At 64.0% G+C, this 16,476-nt stretch carries 16 protein-coding genes; 4 read left to right on the top strand and 12 right to left on the bottom strand.

The features are described 5' to 3' along the window. Positions 1 to 69: 69 nt before the first annotated feature. From IVA78_RS06960 to IVA78_RS06930, 7 genes are all read right to left on the bottom strand, one after another. On the bottom strand, positions 70 to 285 hold the full coding sequence (locus IVA78_RS06960; protein WP_247280976.1) for a hypothetical protein: 216 nt from the start codon (positions 283 to 285) through the stop codon (positions 70 to 72). A gap of 129 nt (positions 286 to 414) precedes the next feature. After that, positions 415 to 1,419 carry a 4-hydroxythreonine-4-phosphate dehydrogenase PdxA gene (locus tag IVA78_RS06955; RefSeq protein WP_247464899.1) on the bottom strand — a complete coding sequence of 335 codons (1,005 nt, stop codon included), beginning with the start codon at positions 1,417 to 1,419 and terminating at the stop codon, positions 415 to 417. Further along, positions 1,416 to 2,954: a tripartite tricarboxylate transporter permease gene (locus tag IVA78_RS06950; protein ID WP_247417559.1), complete on the bottom strand. Its 1,539-nt coding sequence runs from the start codon at positions 2,952 to 2,954 to the stop codon at positions 1,416 to 1,418. Before IVA78_RS06950 ends, IVA78_RS06955 begins: the two co-directional genes overlap by 4 nt. A 12-nt stretch (positions 2,955 to 2,966) precedes the next feature. Beyond that, on the bottom strand, positions 2,967 to 3,449 hold the full coding sequence (locus tag IVA78_RS06945; RefSeq protein ID WP_247464896.1) for a tripartite tricarboxylate transporter TctB family protein: 483 nt from the start codon (positions 3,447 to 3,449) through the stop codon (positions 2,967 to 2,969). 199 nt (positions 3,450 to 3,648) lie between these two features. Next, positions 3,649 to 4,641 (bottom strand): tripartite tricarboxylate transporter substrate-binding protein, encoded by a 993-nt coding sequence (locus IVA78_RS06940; RefSeq protein WP_247464893.1) that lies wholly within the window; start codon positions 4,639 to 4,641, stop codon positions 3,649 to 3,651. 52 nt (positions 4,642 to 4,693) lie between these two features. Beyond that, positions 4,694 to 5,953 (bottom strand): CoA transferase, encoded by a 1,260-nt coding sequence (locus tag IVA78_RS06935; RefSeq protein WP_247280971.1) that lies wholly within the window; start codon positions 5,951 to 5,953, stop codon positions 4,694 to 4,696. 9 nt (positions 5,954 to 5,962) lie between these two features. Then, positions 5,963 to 6,757 (bottom strand): enoyl-CoA hydratase/isomerase family protein, encoded by a 795-nt coding sequence (locus IVA78_RS06930; RefSeq protein ID WP_247280970.1) that lies wholly within the window; start codon positions 6,755 to 6,757, stop codon positions 5,963 to 5,965. Between the two features lie 117 nt (positions 6,758 to 6,874). Here IVA78_RS06930 and IVA78_RS06925 point away from each other — a divergent pair, with 117 nt between their 5' ends. Beyond that, positions 6,875 to 7,540, top strand: coding sequence for a GntR family transcriptional regulator (locus tag IVA78_RS06925; RefSeq protein ID WP_247280969.1), 666 nt, complete (start codon positions 6,875 to 6,877; stop codon positions 7,538 to 7,540). 203 nt (positions 7,541 to 7,743) lie between these two features. Beyond that, the gene (locus IVA78_RS06920) at positions 7,744 to 8,715 is read left to right on the top strand and encodes an MBL fold metallo-hydrolase (RefSeq protein WP_247280968.1); all 972 of its coding nucleotides are present in this window, start codon (positions 7,744 to 7,746) and stop codon (positions 8,713 to 8,715) included. A gap of 72 nt (positions 8,716 to 8,787) precedes the next feature. Here the strand turns inward: IVA78_RS06920 and IVA78_RS06915 are convergent, their stop codons facing one another. The 5 genes from IVA78_RS06915 to IVA78_RS06895 form a co-directional block, all read right to left on the bottom strand. Beyond that, a complete protein-coding gene (locus IVA78_RS06915; protein WP_247280967.1) occupies positions 8,788 to 9,507 on the bottom strand; it encodes a haloacid dehalogenase type II in 720 nt (239 codons plus the stop codon). A 162-nt stretch (positions 9,508 to 9,669) separates the two neighbouring features. Then, positions 9,670 to 10,671 (bottom strand): class II fructose-bisphosphatase, encoded by a 1,002-nt coding sequence (glpX, locus tag IVA78_RS06910; protein ID WP_247280966.1) that lies wholly within the window; start codon positions 10,669 to 10,671, stop codon positions 9,670 to 9,672. Between the two features lie 81 nt (positions 10,672 to 10,752). Next, entirely contained in the window at positions 10,753 to 12,069 is a 1,317-nt protein-coding gene (locus tag IVA78_RS06905; protein WP_247280965.1) for a homoserine dehydrogenase, read from the bottom strand. Between the two features lie 28 nt (positions 12,070 to 12,097). After that, the gene (locus IVA78_RS06900) at positions 12,098 to 13,318 is read right to left on the bottom strand and encodes an LL-diaminopimelate aminotransferase (protein WP_247280964.1); all 1,221 of its coding nucleotides are present in this window, start codon (positions 13,316 to 13,318) and stop codon (positions 12,098 to 12,100) included. Positions 13,319 to 13,541: 223 nt separating this feature from the next. After that, positions 13,542 to 13,817 carry a hypothetical protein gene (locus IVA78_RS06895; protein WP_247280963.1) on the bottom strand — a complete coding sequence of 92 codons (276 nt, stop codon included), beginning with the start codon at positions 13,815 to 13,817 and terminating at the stop codon, positions 13,542 to 13,544. A 256-nt stretch (positions 13,818 to 14,073) separates the two neighbouring features. Here IVA78_RS06895 and phaC point away from each other — a divergent pair, with 256 nt between their 5' ends. Continuing rightward, a complete protein-coding gene (phaC, locus tag IVA78_RS06890) occupies positions 14,074 to 15,894 on the top strand; it encodes a class I poly(R)-hydroxyalkanoic acid synthase (protein WP_247280962.1) in 1,821 nt (606 codons plus the stop codon). A gap of 64 nt (positions 15,895 to 15,958) precedes the next feature. Next, the gene (locus IVA78_RS06885; RefSeq protein WP_247464891.1) at positions 15,959 to 16,357 is read left to right on the top strand and encodes an MAPEG family protein; all 399 of its coding nucleotides are present in this window, start codon (positions 15,959 to 15,961) and stop codon (positions 16,355 to 16,357) included. Positions 16,358 to 16,476 lie beyond the last annotated feature (119 nt).

Below are 16,476 nucleotides of genomic sequence, written 5' to 3'. Positions count from 1 at the left end.
TCGCGAGCAAGGTCCAATTCGGCCTTGCGGTCGCGGCCGCCAGGCAGCAGGCCAGTTCCTCCACCAGCCCTAGCATTCGTCATCGTGAAGCCGCTCGAGATAGGCAAGGCCAGATGCCGTAAGGTCCTGGGCATCACCGCCACTCTCGCGCGCTTCCCGCCTCCCTTGTAGATGACGCTCGAGCAGACAGCGACGACCATCCGCGGCATCGACGTGACGATGCCGGGCGCGGTAGACGGACCAAGCAGTATCCACGGCCGTTCGTAGCGGGTCGTAGTCGACCATGTTCCAGCTCCCAGATGGAGACGTTCATGGGACGCAACTCATTACCACGCCGGAAGTTTCCACTTTTTCCCGAAACTCGCAGGCTTTGCGCGTACGAACTTCATGAGCGGGCTCCCCTGGCGCGCGCCATCAGGCGGCGCGACGCGCGGCCATCTCCGCTGCGAGCAGCACAGCGGCGCGGCTAGCGCCAACCGATGCGATGCCCTGCCCGGCGATATCATAGGCGGTGCCGTGCGCGGGCGTGCAGATCGGGAAAGGGAAACCACCGAGCAAGGTGACACCGCGATCAAAACCCATTAGCTTCATCGCGATCTGACCCTGGTCGTGATACATCGTCAGCACCGCATCGAAGGCACCGCCCTTGGCGCGCAGGAACACCGTGTCGGCGGGGAACGGTCCCTCCGCGGCGATACCCTCGCGCTGGGCGGCCGCGAGCACGGGCGAGATGATGTCAATTTCCTCACGGCCGAAATTGCCGCCGTCGCCGGCATGCGGATTGAGACCAGCGACCGCGATGCGGGGCCGCGCGAAACCGGCATTGCGCATACAGGAATCGGTCAGCTTGAGCGCGCGATGGATGCGCTCGCTGGACAGCTTTGCAGCGACGTCCTTGAGAGGGATATGGGAGGTGACCCGCGCGTTCCAGAGCCGGTCCAGCACGTTGAACTCGCTTGCCGCGGTCTTGAGCCCGACCACCTCGGCGGAGAACGCGATCTCGTCGTCGTATTCGGTACGGGCAAGGCGCATCGCCTGCTTGTTGAAGGGGGTAAAGCAGACGGCATCGACGCGGTGGTCACGGCCGAGCTCGAGCGCGTGCCGATAATTGGTCAGCGCGAATTTTCCGCCGGCAAGCGTCGCGGTCTTCGGCTCGACCTCCCTGGGGTCGAGGTGGCGGAGATCGACAAACAGCGTCTCGCCCTGCGCCGCGCCAAGGTCGGCGCCCTGCTCTACCATGGTCAGCTCCGGCTTGACGCCGGCGACGCGCGCGCCTTCGTCGAAGATGCGGCGGTCACCGATGACGACGATCCGGCTGCGGGCGCGGACGTCATCCTGCACCGCGAGCTTCGCCGTCAGCTCCGGGCTGATGCCGGCGGGATCTCCCATTGCCAATGCAATGAGCGGCTTTGCGGTCATATGATCACCTTTTCCTCAGCTGTCGTCCGATCGGTAGACGGCGCGGGTTTGCGCCAGAGCCGCGTGAGCTGCAGCACGAGCGGAAGCAGCAACAATGCGATGCCGGCAACGATCAGGCATGTCACCAGCTTGTTTGCAAAGAATATCCCGAGCGATCCCTTGGAGATCAACATCGACTGCCGGAACGCGTCCTCGGCCTTGTCGCCGATGACGATCGCGAGCACGAGCGGCGCCAGCGGATAGAACAGCTTCTTGAAGAGATAGCCGACGATCCCGAAGCCAAGCATCATGACGACGTCGAGATAGGAGTTCGACACCGAATAGGCGCCGACGACGCAGATGATCACGATCAGGGGCGCGATCACCACAAACGGAATCCGCATCAAGGCCGCGAAGACCGGAACGGTGAGCAGCACCAGCGCGACGGCGACGATGTTGCCGACATACATCGAGGCGATCAGGCCCCAGACGAAATCCTTACTGTCGACGAACAGCATCGGCCCGGGATTGAGACCCCAGATCATCAGCCCGCCCATCATGACCGCCGCGGTCGCCGAGCCGGGAATGCCTAGCGAGAGCATCGGCAGCAGCGCGCTGGTGCCGGCGGCATGGTCGGCCGTCTCCGGCGAGATGATGCCTTCGACCTCGCCGGTGCCGAAATATCGGCCGCGGCGCGAGAAGCGGCGCGCGATGCCGTAGCTCATGAAGGAGGCCGCGGTCGGGCCGCCCGGCGTAATCCCCATCCAGCATCCGATCGCGGCGCTGCGCAACAGAGCAATACCATGCCGCGGCAGGCGGCCGACCGCGCGGAACACCTCACGCCAGTCGATCTTCGAGGAGACCGCGCGCGCGTGAAACTCCTCTTCGACTGCAACCAAGAGCTCGCCGATGCCGAACAGACCCATCACAGCGACGACGAAGCTCACGCCCTTGACGAGTTCATCGACCCCCATGGTGAGGCGCACGCTGCCGGACACCGTGTCGATGCCGATGGCAGCGATCGCAAAGCCGATCGCCAGCGCCACGACGGTCTTGATCGGCGCCGCACCGCCCATGCCGACGAAGCTGGCAAAGGCCAGGAAATAGACCGCAAAATACTCGGCCGGCCCGAACGCGAGCGCAACCTGGGCCACCCAGGATGCAAGGAAGGTGATCAGGATGACGCCGATCAGCGCGCCGAACGCCGCCGAACCGAAGGCGGTGGCGAGCGCCGTCGTTGGCCGGCCGTCGCGCGCCATCGGGTAGCCGTCGAACGTGGTCGCGACCGAGGACGGCTCGCCGGGAATGTTGAACAGGATCGAGGTCACGGAGCCGCCGAACAGCGCCCCCCAATACATGCTGGAGAGCAGGATGATGGCCGAGACCGGCTGCATACCGAAGGTCAGCGGCAAAAGCAGCGATACTCCGTTTGGCGCGCCCAGCCCCGGCAGCACGCCGACGAGAATGCCGAGCAGCACGCCGATTACCATGAGCAGCAGATGTGGCGCGGTGACCGCGATGGTGAAGCCGTGCAGGAGCTCTGCGAGATTATCCATCGGACCTCTCCATCAGAACCCGAACGCGGCGGCGAGCGCGCCATGCGGCAGGCTGACCTGGAACATGCGCTCGAACACGACGTAGAGCGCGAGTGCCGTCGCCCCCGCCATCGCGAGCGCACGCGGCACGGATTGATACCTGGGGATCGCCAGCACTGCGAAAACGTACAATGCTGAAGCGACGTACATCCCGGCCAGCGGGATCGCGGCAACAAAAATCGCAGCCGGCACGAACAGGCCGGCGAGCCTGCGCAGTTCGAGGGACGTGATGGCGATGGGGACATTTGCCAGTGTCGCGGCCGGTAGCACGCCCCGCACCAGATTGTAGAGGCTCCCGATCACGATGATGACCCCGGTCAGGAACGGAAACGTGCCGGCGTCTACCCCGGCGCTCGACCAGCCGATGCCGTTGTCGAGACTGGAGATGACGACTGCCACACCGAAGGTCCCGGTGAGGATAGCGGTCGCAAGTTCAAGCGCGCGGCGGGAAATCATGGTCCGTTACCTCTGAGCTATCCCATGTGACGGCGGTGAGACCTGCCGAACGAGCTCGGCCTGCATGGTTCGAGACGCCCGCTTTGGCGGGCTCCTCACCGTGAGGGTTGGATATCTTGCCACGGCGCGCGACCTCACCCTGAGGGCCCGCCGCAGGCGGGCGTCTCGAAGGATGGCCGCAGGCGACCTGCCCGCCGCCTCACTTGACGAGCCAGCCCTGCTCGCCCGCGACCTGCTTGACGTGCTCGAGGTCCTCCCTGATGAATTTTTCGAACTCGGCGCCGGTCAGGAAGGTGTCGACCTGCGAGGTCTTCTCGATATAGTCCTTCCATTCCGGCGTTGCCTGCACCTTCTTCATGAGATCGACATAGAACGCCGCCTGGTCCGGCGTGACCTTGCCGGGCAGCCACACCGTGCGCGGCTGCTCATACTGCTTGATGTCGAGGCCCTGCTCGACGCAGGTCGGAACGTCGCTCCAGCCTTCGGTTGCGGTGACCTTCGGGCCCTGCGGCAGCCGTTTCGGGCTGAAAACGCAGAGCGGGCGCTGCGTACCGCCGCGCCATTGCCCGAGGCTCTCGCTGGGATTGTTGACGTGGGAATCGAGATGTCCGCCGGCGAGCTGCACAGCGGTCTCGGCGCCGCTCTTGAAAGGGATGTAGGTCAGCTTGACCTTGCCGGCCTTCTCGATCATGCGCGTCAACACCTCGTCGGTGTCCTTGGATTGCGCGCCGCCCATCTTGAATTCGCCCGATGCGGCCGCCTTCAGATAATCGCCCGCGGTTTTGTAGGGCGCGTCCTGCTTGACCCAGAGCAGGAACTCATCCTGCGCCATCGCCGCGATCGGGGTGAGATCGGTGTAGTTGAAGGCGACCTTGGAGACGAGCGGCTGCTGCCAGGCGTTGGAGGTGCCGAAGATCACCTTGTGGGGATCGCCCGCGGAGGCCTTGCCGTAGACATAACCTTCGGCGCCGCTGCCGCCGCCCTTGTTGACGACGACGATCGGCTGGTCTGTCAGCTTGTACTTGGTGATGATGTTCTGGACCGCGCGCGCGAGATTGTCAGTGCCGCCACCCGGCCCGGCCGTGGCGACGAACTCGATCGGCTTTTGCGGTTGCCAGGCGGCGAGCGCCGGCATCGTGCCGGCGAGCACGATCGCGGCCGCGGGGAGCAGAAGTGTTGACGTCCGACCCATGATGTTCCTCCAGCTGATTTTTGTCTTTTGTTGTTGTCTTATCGACGTCCGCTCAGGCGACGCGTTCCTCGCGACTTGCTGAGGCCAGCACGATTGCGCCTTCTTTTTCGAGCGCTTCGATCTGCTTCTGGTCGAACCCGTGCTCGGCCAGCACCTCACTTGTGTGCTCACCATAGACCGGCGCGCCTGAGCGAACTTTGCCTGGGGTCTCCGAAAACTTGATGGGAAGCCCGATCGTCTTTACGGGGCCGAGCGTGGAGTGCTCGACCTCGACGACCATCTCGCGCGCCAGCGTCTGCGGATCGCTGAGCGCTTCCAGCATGTCGTGCACGGGGCCGCACGGCACGCCCTTCTCGTCCAGCGCCGCAAGCCAATGCGCGCGCGATTTGGTGCGGAAGCGTTCGCTCAAGACGGCTTCCAGCTCCTTCAGATGCGCCATACGGTCGGAGCCGGTGACGAAGCGCGGATCGGCGGCGAGTTCGCTGGCGCCGAGTGCTTCCAGCATCAACAGCCAATGCTTCTTGTTGGCGCCGCCGACGACGAGCCAGCCATCCGAGGCTTCGAACGCCTGATAGGGCGCATTGAGCGGATGGGCCGAGCCCATCGCGCGCGGTGCCGTGCCCGCGGCCAGCGCGATGGTGGACTGCCAATAGGTCTGCACCAGGGCCGCTTCATAGAGCGATGTCTCCACCCACTGTCCTTCGCCGGTCTTGAGACGGTGCGTATAGGCCGCGAGGATGCCCATGCTCGCCAGCAGACCGGCGGTGATGTCGGACAGTGGCGGGCCGCATTTGACGGGCGGACCGTCGGGGCGTTCGCCGGTAAAGCTCATGATGCCGCTCATGGCCTGCGCGACCAGATCGAAGCCGCGGCGGTGCTTGTACGGGCCGGTGCGGCCGAAGCCCGACAGCGAGCAGTAGATCAGCGCGGGAAATTCCGCGTGCAGTGCCTCGTAGCCGAAACCGAGACGCTCCATCGCGCCGGGCGCAAAGTTCTCCACCAGCACGTCGGCGCTCGCGATCAACCGCCGAAGCACCTGCTTGCCACCGTCGGTCTTCAGATCCAGCACGATGCCGCGCTTGTTGCGGTTCATCATCAGGAAGGAGGCCGCCTCATCGCCGATCTTCGGCGGCACCGAATGGCGGGTATCGTCGCCATTGGGCCATTTCTCGATCTTGATGACGTCGGCGCCCATGTCGGCGAGCATCAAGGTGCAGGTCGGCCCGGCCATGACATGGGTGAGATCGATGACCTTGAGACCGGCGAGCGGTCCCGAACGGCGGGAGGTGGATTGCGATCGATCGCTCTGCATGGGCCCGTCCTATTGGCCGCGCCATTGCGGCGCGCGCTTGTTGAGGAAAGCATCGAGCCCTTCGCGAAAATCCTGGCTCGTGTAGCACATCAGGATGAGGTCTTCGCCCTCGTCCCGCGTCAGCCGTCTTTGCAGGCGCGTCACCGCCTGCTTGGTCGCATTCAGCGTCAGCGGCGCATGACTGGCGAGCAGCCGAGCGACCTCGTCAGTGCGCCGATCGAGCGCGGCAAGATCGTCCACGACCTCGCCAAGCAGCCCGATGCTCGCGGCCTCGGTGGCATCGACCAGGCGCGCGGTGAAGATCAGATCCTTGACGCGCGCGGCGCCGATGAGCGCGGCGAGACGGCTGACATTGGACATCGACAGGCAATTGCCGAGCGTGCGGGCGATGGGGAAACCGATCTTGGCGGTCTTGGTGCCGATGCGGAGGTCGCAGGCCGCAGCGATGCCGGCCCCGCCTCCGGTACAGAACCCGTTGATCGCCGCGATCGTCGGCACACGGCACTGCTCCAGCGTTGTGAGCACGCGATCGATGCGGTTCTCGTAATCGATGGCGTCCTGCGGCGTCTTGAATTCGCGGAACTGGTTGATGTCGGTGCCCGAGGCGAACGCCTTGTCGCCAGCCCCGCGCAGCACCAGCACCTTGATCGCAGGGTCGCGGTCAGCCTCCTCGCAAATCGCAGCGAGCCGCTCGTACATGGCAAACGTGAAGGCGTTGCGGGCCTGCGGGCGGTTAAAGGTGATCCGCCCGATGCCGTCCTGGCGCTCGAAGACGAGCTCTTGTGCCTCCACTTGCAGGTCCATTCCCCACACCCTTTCTGCTTTTCTACAGTTTTGAATGCAAAAATTGGAATTTTCAAGCAGGAACTTGCAATTTTCCGTTTGTAGGCCCATTTTTGCATGCAAATAGAGTTTCAGACCATGCTTCACGAAGAAGTCGTCGGCCGCATTCGCGCCATCCTGCTCGACGGTGAAATCCCGCCAGGGGCGCGCATTCCGGAGCGCGAGCTGTGCGAGCGGCTGGAGATCTCGCGGACGCCGCTGCGCGAGGCGCTCAAGGTGCTGGCCGCCGAAGGCCTCGTGCAGCTGCTGCCGCATCGCGGCTCGCGCGCGGCGAAGCTGACCGACCAGGACATGCGCGACCTGTTCGAGGTCTGCCAGGGCCTCGAAGCCCTTGCCGGCGAGCTTGCCTGCGAGCGCATCACGGACGCCGAGATCGACGCGATCGCCACCGCGCATGCGGACATGGTGCAGCATTATCGCGAGGGTGACCTGATCCAGTACTATCGCGGCAACCGCGCAATTCACGAAGCCATCGTCAACGCGGCCGGAAACCCGGTGCTCGCGAGCCTTTACACCTCGGTGACAGCGCGGATCCGCCGCGCGCGCTACGTCACGCCGATGACGCCGCAGCGCTGGGCGCTCGCCGTCAAGGAGCACGAGGCAATCCTCAATGCGCTCCAGCGCCGCGACGGCGCCGGCCTCGCCCACATCCTGCGTGCGCATCTGCGCCATAAGCGCGAAGAGGTCTTACAGGCCGGCTTTGCCGAAACGGACGGCAATGACCTCACGCTGAGAATTGCGTAAGGCGCAATTCCGCGGGGCTTTGTTTTTGCGGAACGTGCTCCGCACGCCGTGTCCCTGCCCGGCATGCATCCGCGGACCAATTCCACTTGCTAGCTCATCGCAACCGGCGCAGCATGCCTTCCGCCGACCTCCGGCCTCATGGTCGACCGGGGCCGGTCACACCGCGCCAACAATCGCGCAGGTCAAAAAAGCGGAGGAAACGCATGACAATCGATGTCTCACGTCGATCCCTTCTCGCACTCGGGGCCGGCCTTGGCGCCAGCGCGCTGCTCGGCAGCAGCGCGATGGCCCGGGCACCCAAGCTCGGCACCCAGACGCCCTACTGGCATCGCTTCATTCTCGGCGATGCCGAGGTGACCGTCGTATCCGATGGGCCGCTGCCGCTCGGCGATCCCTCCGGGACCTTCACCGGCGTTCCCAAGGAAGAGGTCAAGAAGATGCTGGCCGACAATTTCCTGTCGCCGGACAATGTCGTGCTCGAGCAGAACTCGCCGATCGTGAACACCGGCGACAAGCTCATCCTGTTCGATACCGGCATGGGCAGCTCAAAAATGTTCGGCGCCAGCACCGGACGGCAGCAGAAGAGCATGACCGAGGCCGGAATCAAGCCGGAGGACATCGACGCCGTGGTGTGCTCGCACGCCCATATCGACCACATCGGGGGCATCGTGGACGAGGGCGGCAAACCGTTGTTTCCGAACGCGCAGGTCTACATCTCCCAGTCCGATTTCGACTTCTGGACCGATGAGGGCAAGCTCGGCAGCCCGGCCAAGGACTTCGTCCTCCACGCCCGCAAGAACCTGCTGCCGGTCCGCGACCGCATCGTGTTTTTCAAGGACGGCCAGGAATTTTTGCCGGGCGTGCAGGCGGTCGCCGCGCCCGGTCACACTGTCGGCCACACCATCTTCATGGTCTCCTCGGCGGGCAAATCGTTCGCCTTCCTCGGCGATCTCTCGCACCATTCGGTGCTGCTGCTGGAGCGGCCGAGGATGGAGTTCTCCTACGACACCGACCCGAAGCAGGCGGCAGACTCGCGCGTCAAGCTGCTGACGATGCTTGCGGCAAACAAGACCCCCGTGATGTCCTATCACTTCGCCTGGCCGGGCTACGGCCATGTCGCCAAGACAGGCGAAGGCTTCCACTACTATCCGGAGCCGATGAAGATGACCTTGTAGTTTCGAAATCAGGTCCGGGCGGCGCGCGCTGCCCGGACCGGCGTTGCCGCGTACAAGCTATCAAGAACGTCGCTAGCACCCGAGCTTGTCGGCGATCCCGCCAAAATCCTTTGCGACGATGTCCCAATTGCCGGTCGCCTCGAAGTCGACCTTCTGCAACGGTCCGTACTCGGTCGGCCGCGCCACGAACGCGGTCTTCAATCCGTTCTTCTGCGCAGCCGCAAGATCGCCATTGTGGGCCGCGACCATCATCACCTTTTGCGGCTTGAGGCAGAGCAGGCGCGCGGCGCCGAGATAGGTCTCGGGATCAGGCTTGTAGTGCTCGAACAGCTCGGCGGACATGATGAGGTCCCAGGGCAGCCCTGCAAACTTCGCCATGTTGGTGAGCAGGGCGACATTGCCGTTCGACAGCGGCGAGATCACGAATTTGGTCTTCAGCCGGGTCAGACCGCCGACGCTGTCGGGCCAGGGATGCAGGCGGTGCCAGCCTTTGGTGAGATAGTCGAGATCGGCTTCGGTGAGGCCCTTGATCGAGAATTGATCGACCAGCTTTTCCAGCGAGCGGCGGTGCAGATCGTCGAGCATGACGTAGCCGCGCTCGGGATGTTTGCGCACGTCGTCCATCGAGGCCATGTACATGCCGCGCCAGCCATCGACGAGCGCGGTCCAATCAGCGCTGATGCCGCGCTGCTTGCCCCACCACATGAAATCGGTGATCAGGCTGGTGCGCCAGTCCACGACGGTACCGAACACGTCGAAGACGAGGGCTTTGACGGCGGAGAGATCGGACATGGCGCTTCCCCTCTTTTTCTTATCGTCATTCCGGGGCGATGCGCAGCATCGAACCCGGAACCCATTGCGCGTCGGAGACTGTCGCCCGATGGATTCCGGGCTCGCGGGCCGCGCGTTGCGCGGTCCCGTCGCCCCGGAACGACGACAGTGGTGTTGCCTGGATCAATCCAGATGGAACTTGGCCAGCTCGCGGTGCTCGGCCTTGATGTAGCGCACGGTGCCGGTGACGGAGCGCATCACCACCGTCTCGGTCTCGATCACGCCGTCCTTGCGGAATTTGACGCCCGAGAGCAGCGAGCCCGTGGTGACGCCGGTGGCGGCAAACAGGCAGTCGCCGCGCGCCATGTCCTCGATGCCGTAGATCATCTTGGGATCGTTGACGCCCATCTTGGCGGCGCGCTCGCGCTTCTCTTCGGAGTCGAGGATGAGGCGGCACTGCATCTGACCGCCGATGCAGCGCAGCGCCACGGCGGCGAGCACGCCTTCCGGCGCACCGCCGGTGCCGAGATACATGTCGACGCCGGTGTTGTCGGGGTCGGCGCAATGGATCACGCCGGCGACGTCGCCGTCGGTGATCAGGCGCACGGCGGCGCCGGTCGAACGCACGCTCGCAATGATGTCGGCATGGCGCGGACGATCGAGCACGAGAACGGTGATGCCATCAGGCTTGACGCCCTTGGCCTTGGCGAGGCGGCGGACGTTATCAGCCGGCGAGGCATCGAGATCGACGACGCCCTTGTCGTAGCCGGGTCCGATCGCGAGCTTCTGCATGTAGACGTCGGGGGCATGCAGCAGCGTGCCGCCGTCGGCCATCGCCATTGTGGCGATCGAGCCCGGCATGTTCTTGGCGCATAGCGTGGTGCCTTCGAGCGGATCGACCGCGATATCGACCTGGGGACCGGCATTCATGCCGACCTTCTCGCCGATGAAGAGCATCGGTGCCTCGTCACGTTCACCTTCGCCGATCACGATAGTGCCTTCGATCGGCAGCTTGTTGAGCTCGCGGCGCATGGCGTCGACAGCAGCCTGGTCAGCCTGCTTCTCGTTGCCGTGCCCGCGCAGCCGCGCCGAGGACACCGCCGCCCGCTCCGTCACCCGCACGATCTCCAGCGTGAGGATGCGCTCGAGCAACGCTTGCGGCGGGACTGAAATATGGGTCGACATCGGCTCACTCCTTCGAAACGGTTTTGGACGGACATCTCCGTCCGCATCAACTCGTAACACCCACAGTTCGTTCGAACCGTGTCAGTTCTTCTCGATCCGGATCACCTGCGGCCTTCCGCTGATCACCTTGTCGCGCTGGACTGCGGCGAGCGCGCGGCGCACGGCGTCCTCATGGGTCGCATAAGTGATCAGGATGACCGGCACGGGGACTGTCTTGCCGTCGCTGGGAGCAGCGCCGCCATTGGGATGACGCTGCACGATCGATTCGATCGAAATCTTCTGTTCTGCAAGCCGCGTGGCGATCGCGGCCGCAGTGCCGGGGAAATCGCGGGCGAGCAGGCGGATGTAATAACCGCCCTCATGCCGCTCCATGGGCGCCTTCTTGGTGTCGCGCAAGTGCGAAATCGGCCGTCCGAACGGATTGGCACGAATGCCGCGCGCAACGTCGGCGATGTCGGCGACAACGGCGGATGCGGTCGCGGCACCGCCTGCGCCGGGGCCGACCAGCGTGATCGGCGGAATCCCCTCGCCATCGATCGTGACCGCATTGGTGACACCCATCACCTGCGCGATCGAGGAGGATTTTGGCACCATGGTCGGATGCACGCGCTGCTCGATGCCCTTGGCGGTGCGAACCGCAACGCCGAGCAGCTTGACGCGGTAGCCGAGATCGGCCGCCGCGCGCAGGTCTTCCGGCGCGATGGATGAGATGCCTTCGACATACACCGCGCTTTGAGCAACTTTCGTGCCGAAGGCCAGGCTGGCCAGAATGGCGAGTTTTTGCGCGGTGTCGTGGCCGTCGACGTCGAAGGACGGATCGGCCTCGGCATAGCCGAGCCGCTGCGCGTCCTTCAGGCATTCGGCAAAGGACAGGCCCTCCTGCTCCATCCGGGTCAGGATGTAATTGCAGGTGCCGTTGAGGATGCCATAGACGCGGTTGACGCCGGTTCCAGCGAGCCCCTCGCGTAACGTCTTGATGACAGGGATAGCGGCGCCGACCGCTGCCTCGAAATTCAGCGCGCCGCCGTGCTTTTCAGCCGCCTTGGCGAGCTTGAGGCCATGCTTGGCGAGCAGCGCCTTGTTGGCGGTGACAACCGACTTGCCGGCATTGAGCGCGGCTTCCACCGCCGACAGCGCGGGATCGCCGGCGCCGCCCATCAGTTCGACGAAGCAATCGACCTCGGCATGGGTGGCAAGCGCCATTGGATCCCTCGCCCATTCGACGCCGCGCAAGTCGACGCCGCGCTTCTTCGCCTTCGAGCGCGCGGTGACGGCAACGACGCGGATGCCCCGGCCGCTGCGTCCCGTGAGCACGCGCGCTTGCGTTTCGATCAAACGGACGACTTCGGCACCCACGGTGCCGAGCCCCGCTATGCCCACTTTCAGGGGTGCGACCATGATAGTTCAGAAAACCTGCAGAAGAGAATTAGCGCCGATTGGCGAGCGGAACCACGTTGTGCAACGTTTCGACGCCGCTTTCAAGGAAGCGGCGCACGCCGCGCGCGGCCTGCCTGATCCGTTGCTCGTTTTCCACCATGGCGATGCGGACATATCCTTCACCATGCTCGCCAAAGCCGACGCCGGGCGAGACCGCGACGCCGGATTTCTCCACCATCAGGGTCGCGAACTGCATGCTGCCGATGCTGCGGAAGGCCTCTGGCAGCGGCACCCAGGCGAACATCGAGGCCTCCGGCGGCGGAATCTCCCAGCCGGCGCGGCCGAACGATTCCACCAGCGCGTCGCGGCGCTTGCGGTAAGTGTCGCGCATCTCCTTGATGCAATCGTCCGGGCCGTTCAATGCGGCGGTCGCCGCGACCTGGACCGGCGTGAACGCGCCGTAATCGAGATAGGATTTGACGCGGGCGAGCGCCGCGATCACGCGCTCATTGCCGACCGCAAAGCCCATGCGCCAGCCGGCCATCGAATAGGTCTTCGACATCGAGGTGAACTCGACGGCGACGTCCATCGCGCCGGGCACCTGGAGCACCGAGGGCGGCGGGTTGCTCTCGTCGAAATAGACTTCGGCATAAGCGAGATCGGACAGGATCAGGATCTCGTGCTTCTTCGCGAACGCGACGAGGTCCTTGTAGAAGTCGAGGCTCGCGACATAGGCCGTCGGGTTCGAGGGGTAGCAGACGACGAGCGCCAGCGGCTTGGGGATCGAATGGATGATCGCCCGCTCGGCCGCCTCGAAGAATTGCGGCGTCGGCTCGGAAGGCACCGAGCGGATCACCCCGCCCGCCATCAAAAAGCCGAAGGCGTGAATCGGATAGCTCGGGTTCGGACAGAGGATGACGTCGCCCGGCGCGGTGATGGCCTGCGCCACGTTGGCAAAGCCTTCCTTGGAGCCGAGCGTCGCGACAACCTGGGTATCGGGATTGAGCTTCACGCCGAAGCGGCGGGCGTAGTAGGCAGCTTGCGCCCGGCGCAGCCCCGGAATGCCGCGTGAGGCCGAGTAGCGGTCGGTGCGCGGCTTGCCAAGAGTCTCCTTGAGCTTCTCAAGCACGTGCGGCGGCGCCGGCAGGTCCGGATTGCCCATGCCGAGGTCGATGATGTCGGCGCCGGCGTTCCGCGCGGCCGCCTTGGCCCGGTTGACCTGTTCGAACACGTAAGGCGGCAGGCGGCGGATGCGGTAAAACTCTTCCATGGCTCTCTGGGCTCCGGGCAACCGGTCAGGACAGAATCGACAGGCCATGACGGCCGTTCGGAAACGCGCCCAGTCCCTTCACGAAAATTACTCGAAATCAAACACTTAGAGCAATCATCGACGATGGCGGCTGAGGTCGTTCGCCCTGACTATTGGCTGAACTGAGGTCTTTTAGCACGGCAAGACGGGGGCGCCAGCGATTACCTTGCACCGCCTCATTTGCTCACTTGGCGTCCTTGGCGGCCAGAGCTTGACGATCGCGCGCCGCGGCAAGCTCGGCCTCGATCTTGGCGCGCTGGTCCGGCGGGATGGTCGCCTGATCGCGATCCGGCGGCAGATCATGCACCGGCAGATAGCTGCCGGGCTCCCTGGGATGCGCCTGCGCATCCGCGGGCGTCATATCCGCGAGCTGGCTTGAGCAGCCGCCCAAGGCAAGCGCCGCGATCAACAGCGCGCCACAGATCGGCAGCGTCTTTTGCAGGTCCCATAACACCAACACTTGGGAAATCCCCTACTCGTCCCGAAGCACGGCCCCCAGGGCAACTTACCCAAGACCGCGCCCAAGCTCAAACCATGGCTGCCCAAAATGGTATGAGCGAGAAAACCACCCGGCGCTACCAAGCCGAGCGGTTGCGGCTCGATTGTGACGGAACCAAGAAAATTTGTCGCGCTGCAACACATCTTCGAGAGTGTTTAACGCCAAACATGCGAGCTTCGCGGTGACGAATACAGAATGAATCGTTACTGTTCTGCGCATGAGTACCGTCACAACCGACACGCCCAAATCCGGCACCCCGTTCGAGACGAAGTTCGATGCCGAAGCTTTCGCGATGAATGTCGCGCGGGCGATGGAGAGCGGTGGCAAGGCGCTCGCTGCCTACCTCAAACCGCGCGAGACCGGCGAGGTGCAGGATCGCCCGCCGCCCGAGCTTGCCGAGATCGTCAGGACCTTCACCTCGGTCGCCGAATACTGGCTGTCGGACACGTCCCGCTCCTCCGATCTCCAGACCAAGCTCGCCAAGGACTATCTCGACCTCTGGGGCTCGGCGGTTCGCCGCATGGCGGGCCAGGACGCCCCGCCCGCGATCACGCCCTCGCCGCGCGACAAGCGCTTTGCCGATCCCGAATGGAAGTCGAACCAGTTCTTCGATTTCGTCATGCAGCTCTATCTGCTCACGACCAAATGGGCGCAGGAGCTGGTGCGCGCTGCCGAAGGGCTCGATCCGCATACCCGCCGCAAGGCCGAGTTCTACGTCCAGCAGGTCACCAACGCGCTGTCGCCGTCCAACTTCGTGCTGACCAATCCGGAGGTGCTGCGCGAGACACTTGCCACGTCCGGCGATAACCTCGCGCGCGGCCTGACGATGTTGGCCGAGGACATCGCGGCCGGCAAAGGCATGTTGAAGATCCGCCAGTCCAATCCGGACAATCTCGTCGTCGGCGTCAACATGGCGACGACGCCGGGCAAGGTGATCTACCAGAACGAAATGATGCAGCTGATCCAGTATGCGCCGACCACCGAGAAAGTGCTACGCACCCCGCTCCTGATCGTGCCGCCCTGGATCAACAAGTTCTACATCCTCGATCTCAAGCCGGAGAAATCCTACATCAAGTGGTGCGTCGACCAGGGCATCACCGTGTTCGTGATCTCATGGGTCAATCCCGACAAGCGGCTCGGCAACAAGGGCTGGGAAGACTACATGAAGGAAGGCCCGCTCGCGGCGATGGACGTGATCGAGAAGATCACCGGCGAGATGAAGGTACACACTGCCGGCTATTGTGTCGGCGGCACGATGCTCGCGACCACGCTGGCCTGGCTCGCCGAGAAACGCCGCCAGCGCGTTGCATCGGCGACGTTCTTCGCGGCCCAGGTCGACTTCACCCATGCCGGCGATCTCCTCGTGTTCGTCGACGAGGAGCAGATCGCAGCCCTCGAGCAGGACATGAAGGCGGCCGGCGTGCTCGAAGGCTCGAAGATGGCGATGGCCTTCAACATGCTGCGCTCCAACGATTTGATCTGGTCCTATGTCGTCAGCAACTATCTGAAGGGCCAGCAGCCGAGTGCTTTCGACCTGTTGCACTGGAATTCGGACGCGACACGGATGACCCAGGCCAACCATTCCTATTATTTGCGCAACTGTTATCTGGAAAATCGGTTCTCGACCGGCACGATGGTGCTCGACAATACCCTGCTCGATCTCTCCAAGGTCAAGGTCCCCGTCTACAATCTCGCCACCCGCGAGGATCACATCGCACCGGCGGAATCGGTGCTGTACGGTTCGCAGTTCTTTGGCGGCCCGGTGAAATACGTGCTGTCGGGCTCGGGCCACATCGCCGGCGTGGTCAATCCGCCGGCCTCGAACAAGTATCAGTACTGGACCAACGACAACATCAAGGACGTCAGCGTCGCCGAGTGGATGAAGGGCGCGGTGGAGCACAAGGGCTCATGGTGGCCGGACTGGCGCCAATGGCTCGGCGAGCTGGATCCGGAGGAGGTCCCGGCGCGTCCGGTCGGCAGCGAGACGTTCCCGCCGATCGAGGATGCGCCCGGCAGCTATGTCAGGGTTCGCGCATAGCGGAATCGTCCGCGCTTTCGTATAGACTCGCTCTCACCACAGCGACGACAGAAGGGACCGGACCATGACGCGCGAATTGTTCTGGCTGACACTGACGGTGATCCTGACCGGAGTGCTCTGGATCCCCTACATCATCAACCGCTGCCAGGTTCGCGGGCTCAGCGGTGCGATGGCCAATCCGTCGCGCAACGACAAGCCGCAGGCGGATTGGGCCAACCGGTTGATGTTCGCGCACGACAACGCGGTCGAAAACCTCGTGATCTTCGTGCCGCTGGTGCTGATCCTCAACGCAATCGACTATTCGACGAAATGGACGGTGCTCGCCTGCGCGGTGTATTTCTGGTCGCGCGTCGCACATATCATTGTCTACGCCATCGGGATCCCGATCTTCCGCACGCTCGCATTCACCGTCGGCTTCCTCGCCCAGGCCGTGCTGGCGCTGGCGATCTTCGGGGTACTTTGACGCGATTTCACTGTCATTGCTGTCGATGTTCAATAATTCGCTGATTGGATCGCGGTGGTCTTGGTAGCGGCGAAGGCCTTGGGAGTTTGTCCTGCCAAGGCCTGATGGGGTCTGTGGTT

The sequence above is a fragment of the Bradyrhizobium sp. 137 genome (assembly GCF_023074095.1).
Taxonomy (GTDB): domain Bacteria; phylum Pseudomonadota; class Alphaproteobacteria; order Rhizobiales; family Xanthobacteraceae; genus Bradyrhizobium.
Note: the sequence above shows the minus strand (reverse complement) of the source record. Positions and strands in the feature narration are given on the sequence as shown.

Excerpts from the sequence above, each read along its gene's own strand:
- glpX (WP_247280966.1), bottom strand. The coding sequence starts at position 10,671 with ATGTCGACCCATATTTCAGTCCCGCCGCAAGCGTTGCTCGAGCGCATC.
- IVA78_RS06960 (WP_247280976.1), bottom strand. The coding sequence starts at position 285 with ATGGTCGACTACGACCCGCTACGAACGGCCGTGGATACTGCTTGGTCC.
- IVA78_RS06950 (WP_247417559.1), bottom strand. The coding sequence starts at position 2,954 with ATGGATAATCTCGCAGAGCTCCTGCACGGCTTCACCATCGCGGTCACC.
- IVA78_RS06940 (WP_247464893.1), bottom strand. The coding sequence starts at position 4,641 with ATGGGTCGGACGTCAACACTTCTGCTCCCCGCGGCCGCGATCGTGCTC.
- IVA78_RS06945 (WP_247464896.1), bottom strand. The coding sequence starts at position 3,449 with ATGATTTCCCGCCGCGCGCTTGAACTTGCGACCGCTATCCTCACCGGG.
- IVA78_RS06955 (WP_247464899.1), bottom strand. The coding sequence starts at position 1,419 with ATGACCGCAAAGCCGCTCATTGCATTGGCAATGGGAGATCCCGCCGGC.
- IVA78_RS06905 (WP_247280965.1), bottom strand. The coding sequence starts at position 12,069 with ATGGTCGCACCCCTGAAAGTGGGCATAGCGGGGCTCGGCACCGTGGGT.
- IVA78_RS06915 (WP_247280967.1), bottom strand. The coding sequence starts at position 9,507 with ATGTCCGATCTCTCCGCCGTCAAAGCCCTCGTCTTCGACGTGTTCGGT.
- IVA78_RS06900 (WP_247280964.1), bottom strand. The coding sequence starts at position 13,318 with ATGGAAGAGTTTTACCGCATCCGCCGCCTGCCGCCTTACGTGTTCGAA.
- IVA78_RS06935 (WP_247280971.1), bottom strand. The coding sequence starts at position 5,953 with ATGCAGAGCGATCGATCGCAATCCACCTCCCGCCGTTCGGGACCGCTC.
- IVA78_RS06925 (WP_247280969.1), top strand. The coding sequence starts at position 6,875 with ATGCTTCACGAAGAAGTCGTCGGCCGCATTCGCGCCATCCTGCTCGAC.
- IVA78_RS06920 (WP_247280968.1), top strand. The coding sequence starts at position 7,744 with ATGACAATCGATGTCTCACGTCGATCCCTTCTCGCACTCGGGGCCGGC.
- IVA78_RS06930 (WP_247280970.1), bottom strand. The coding sequence starts at position 6,757 with ATGGACCTGCAAGTGGAGGCACAAGAGCTCGTCTTCGAGCGCCAGGAC.
- IVA78_RS06885 (WP_247464891.1), top strand. The coding sequence starts at position 15,959 with ATGACGCGCGAATTGTTCTGGCTGACACTGACGGTGATCCTGACCGGA.
- phaC (WP_247280962.1), top strand. The coding sequence starts at position 14,074 with ATGAGTACCGTCACAACCGACACGCCCAAATCCGGCACCCCGTTCGAG.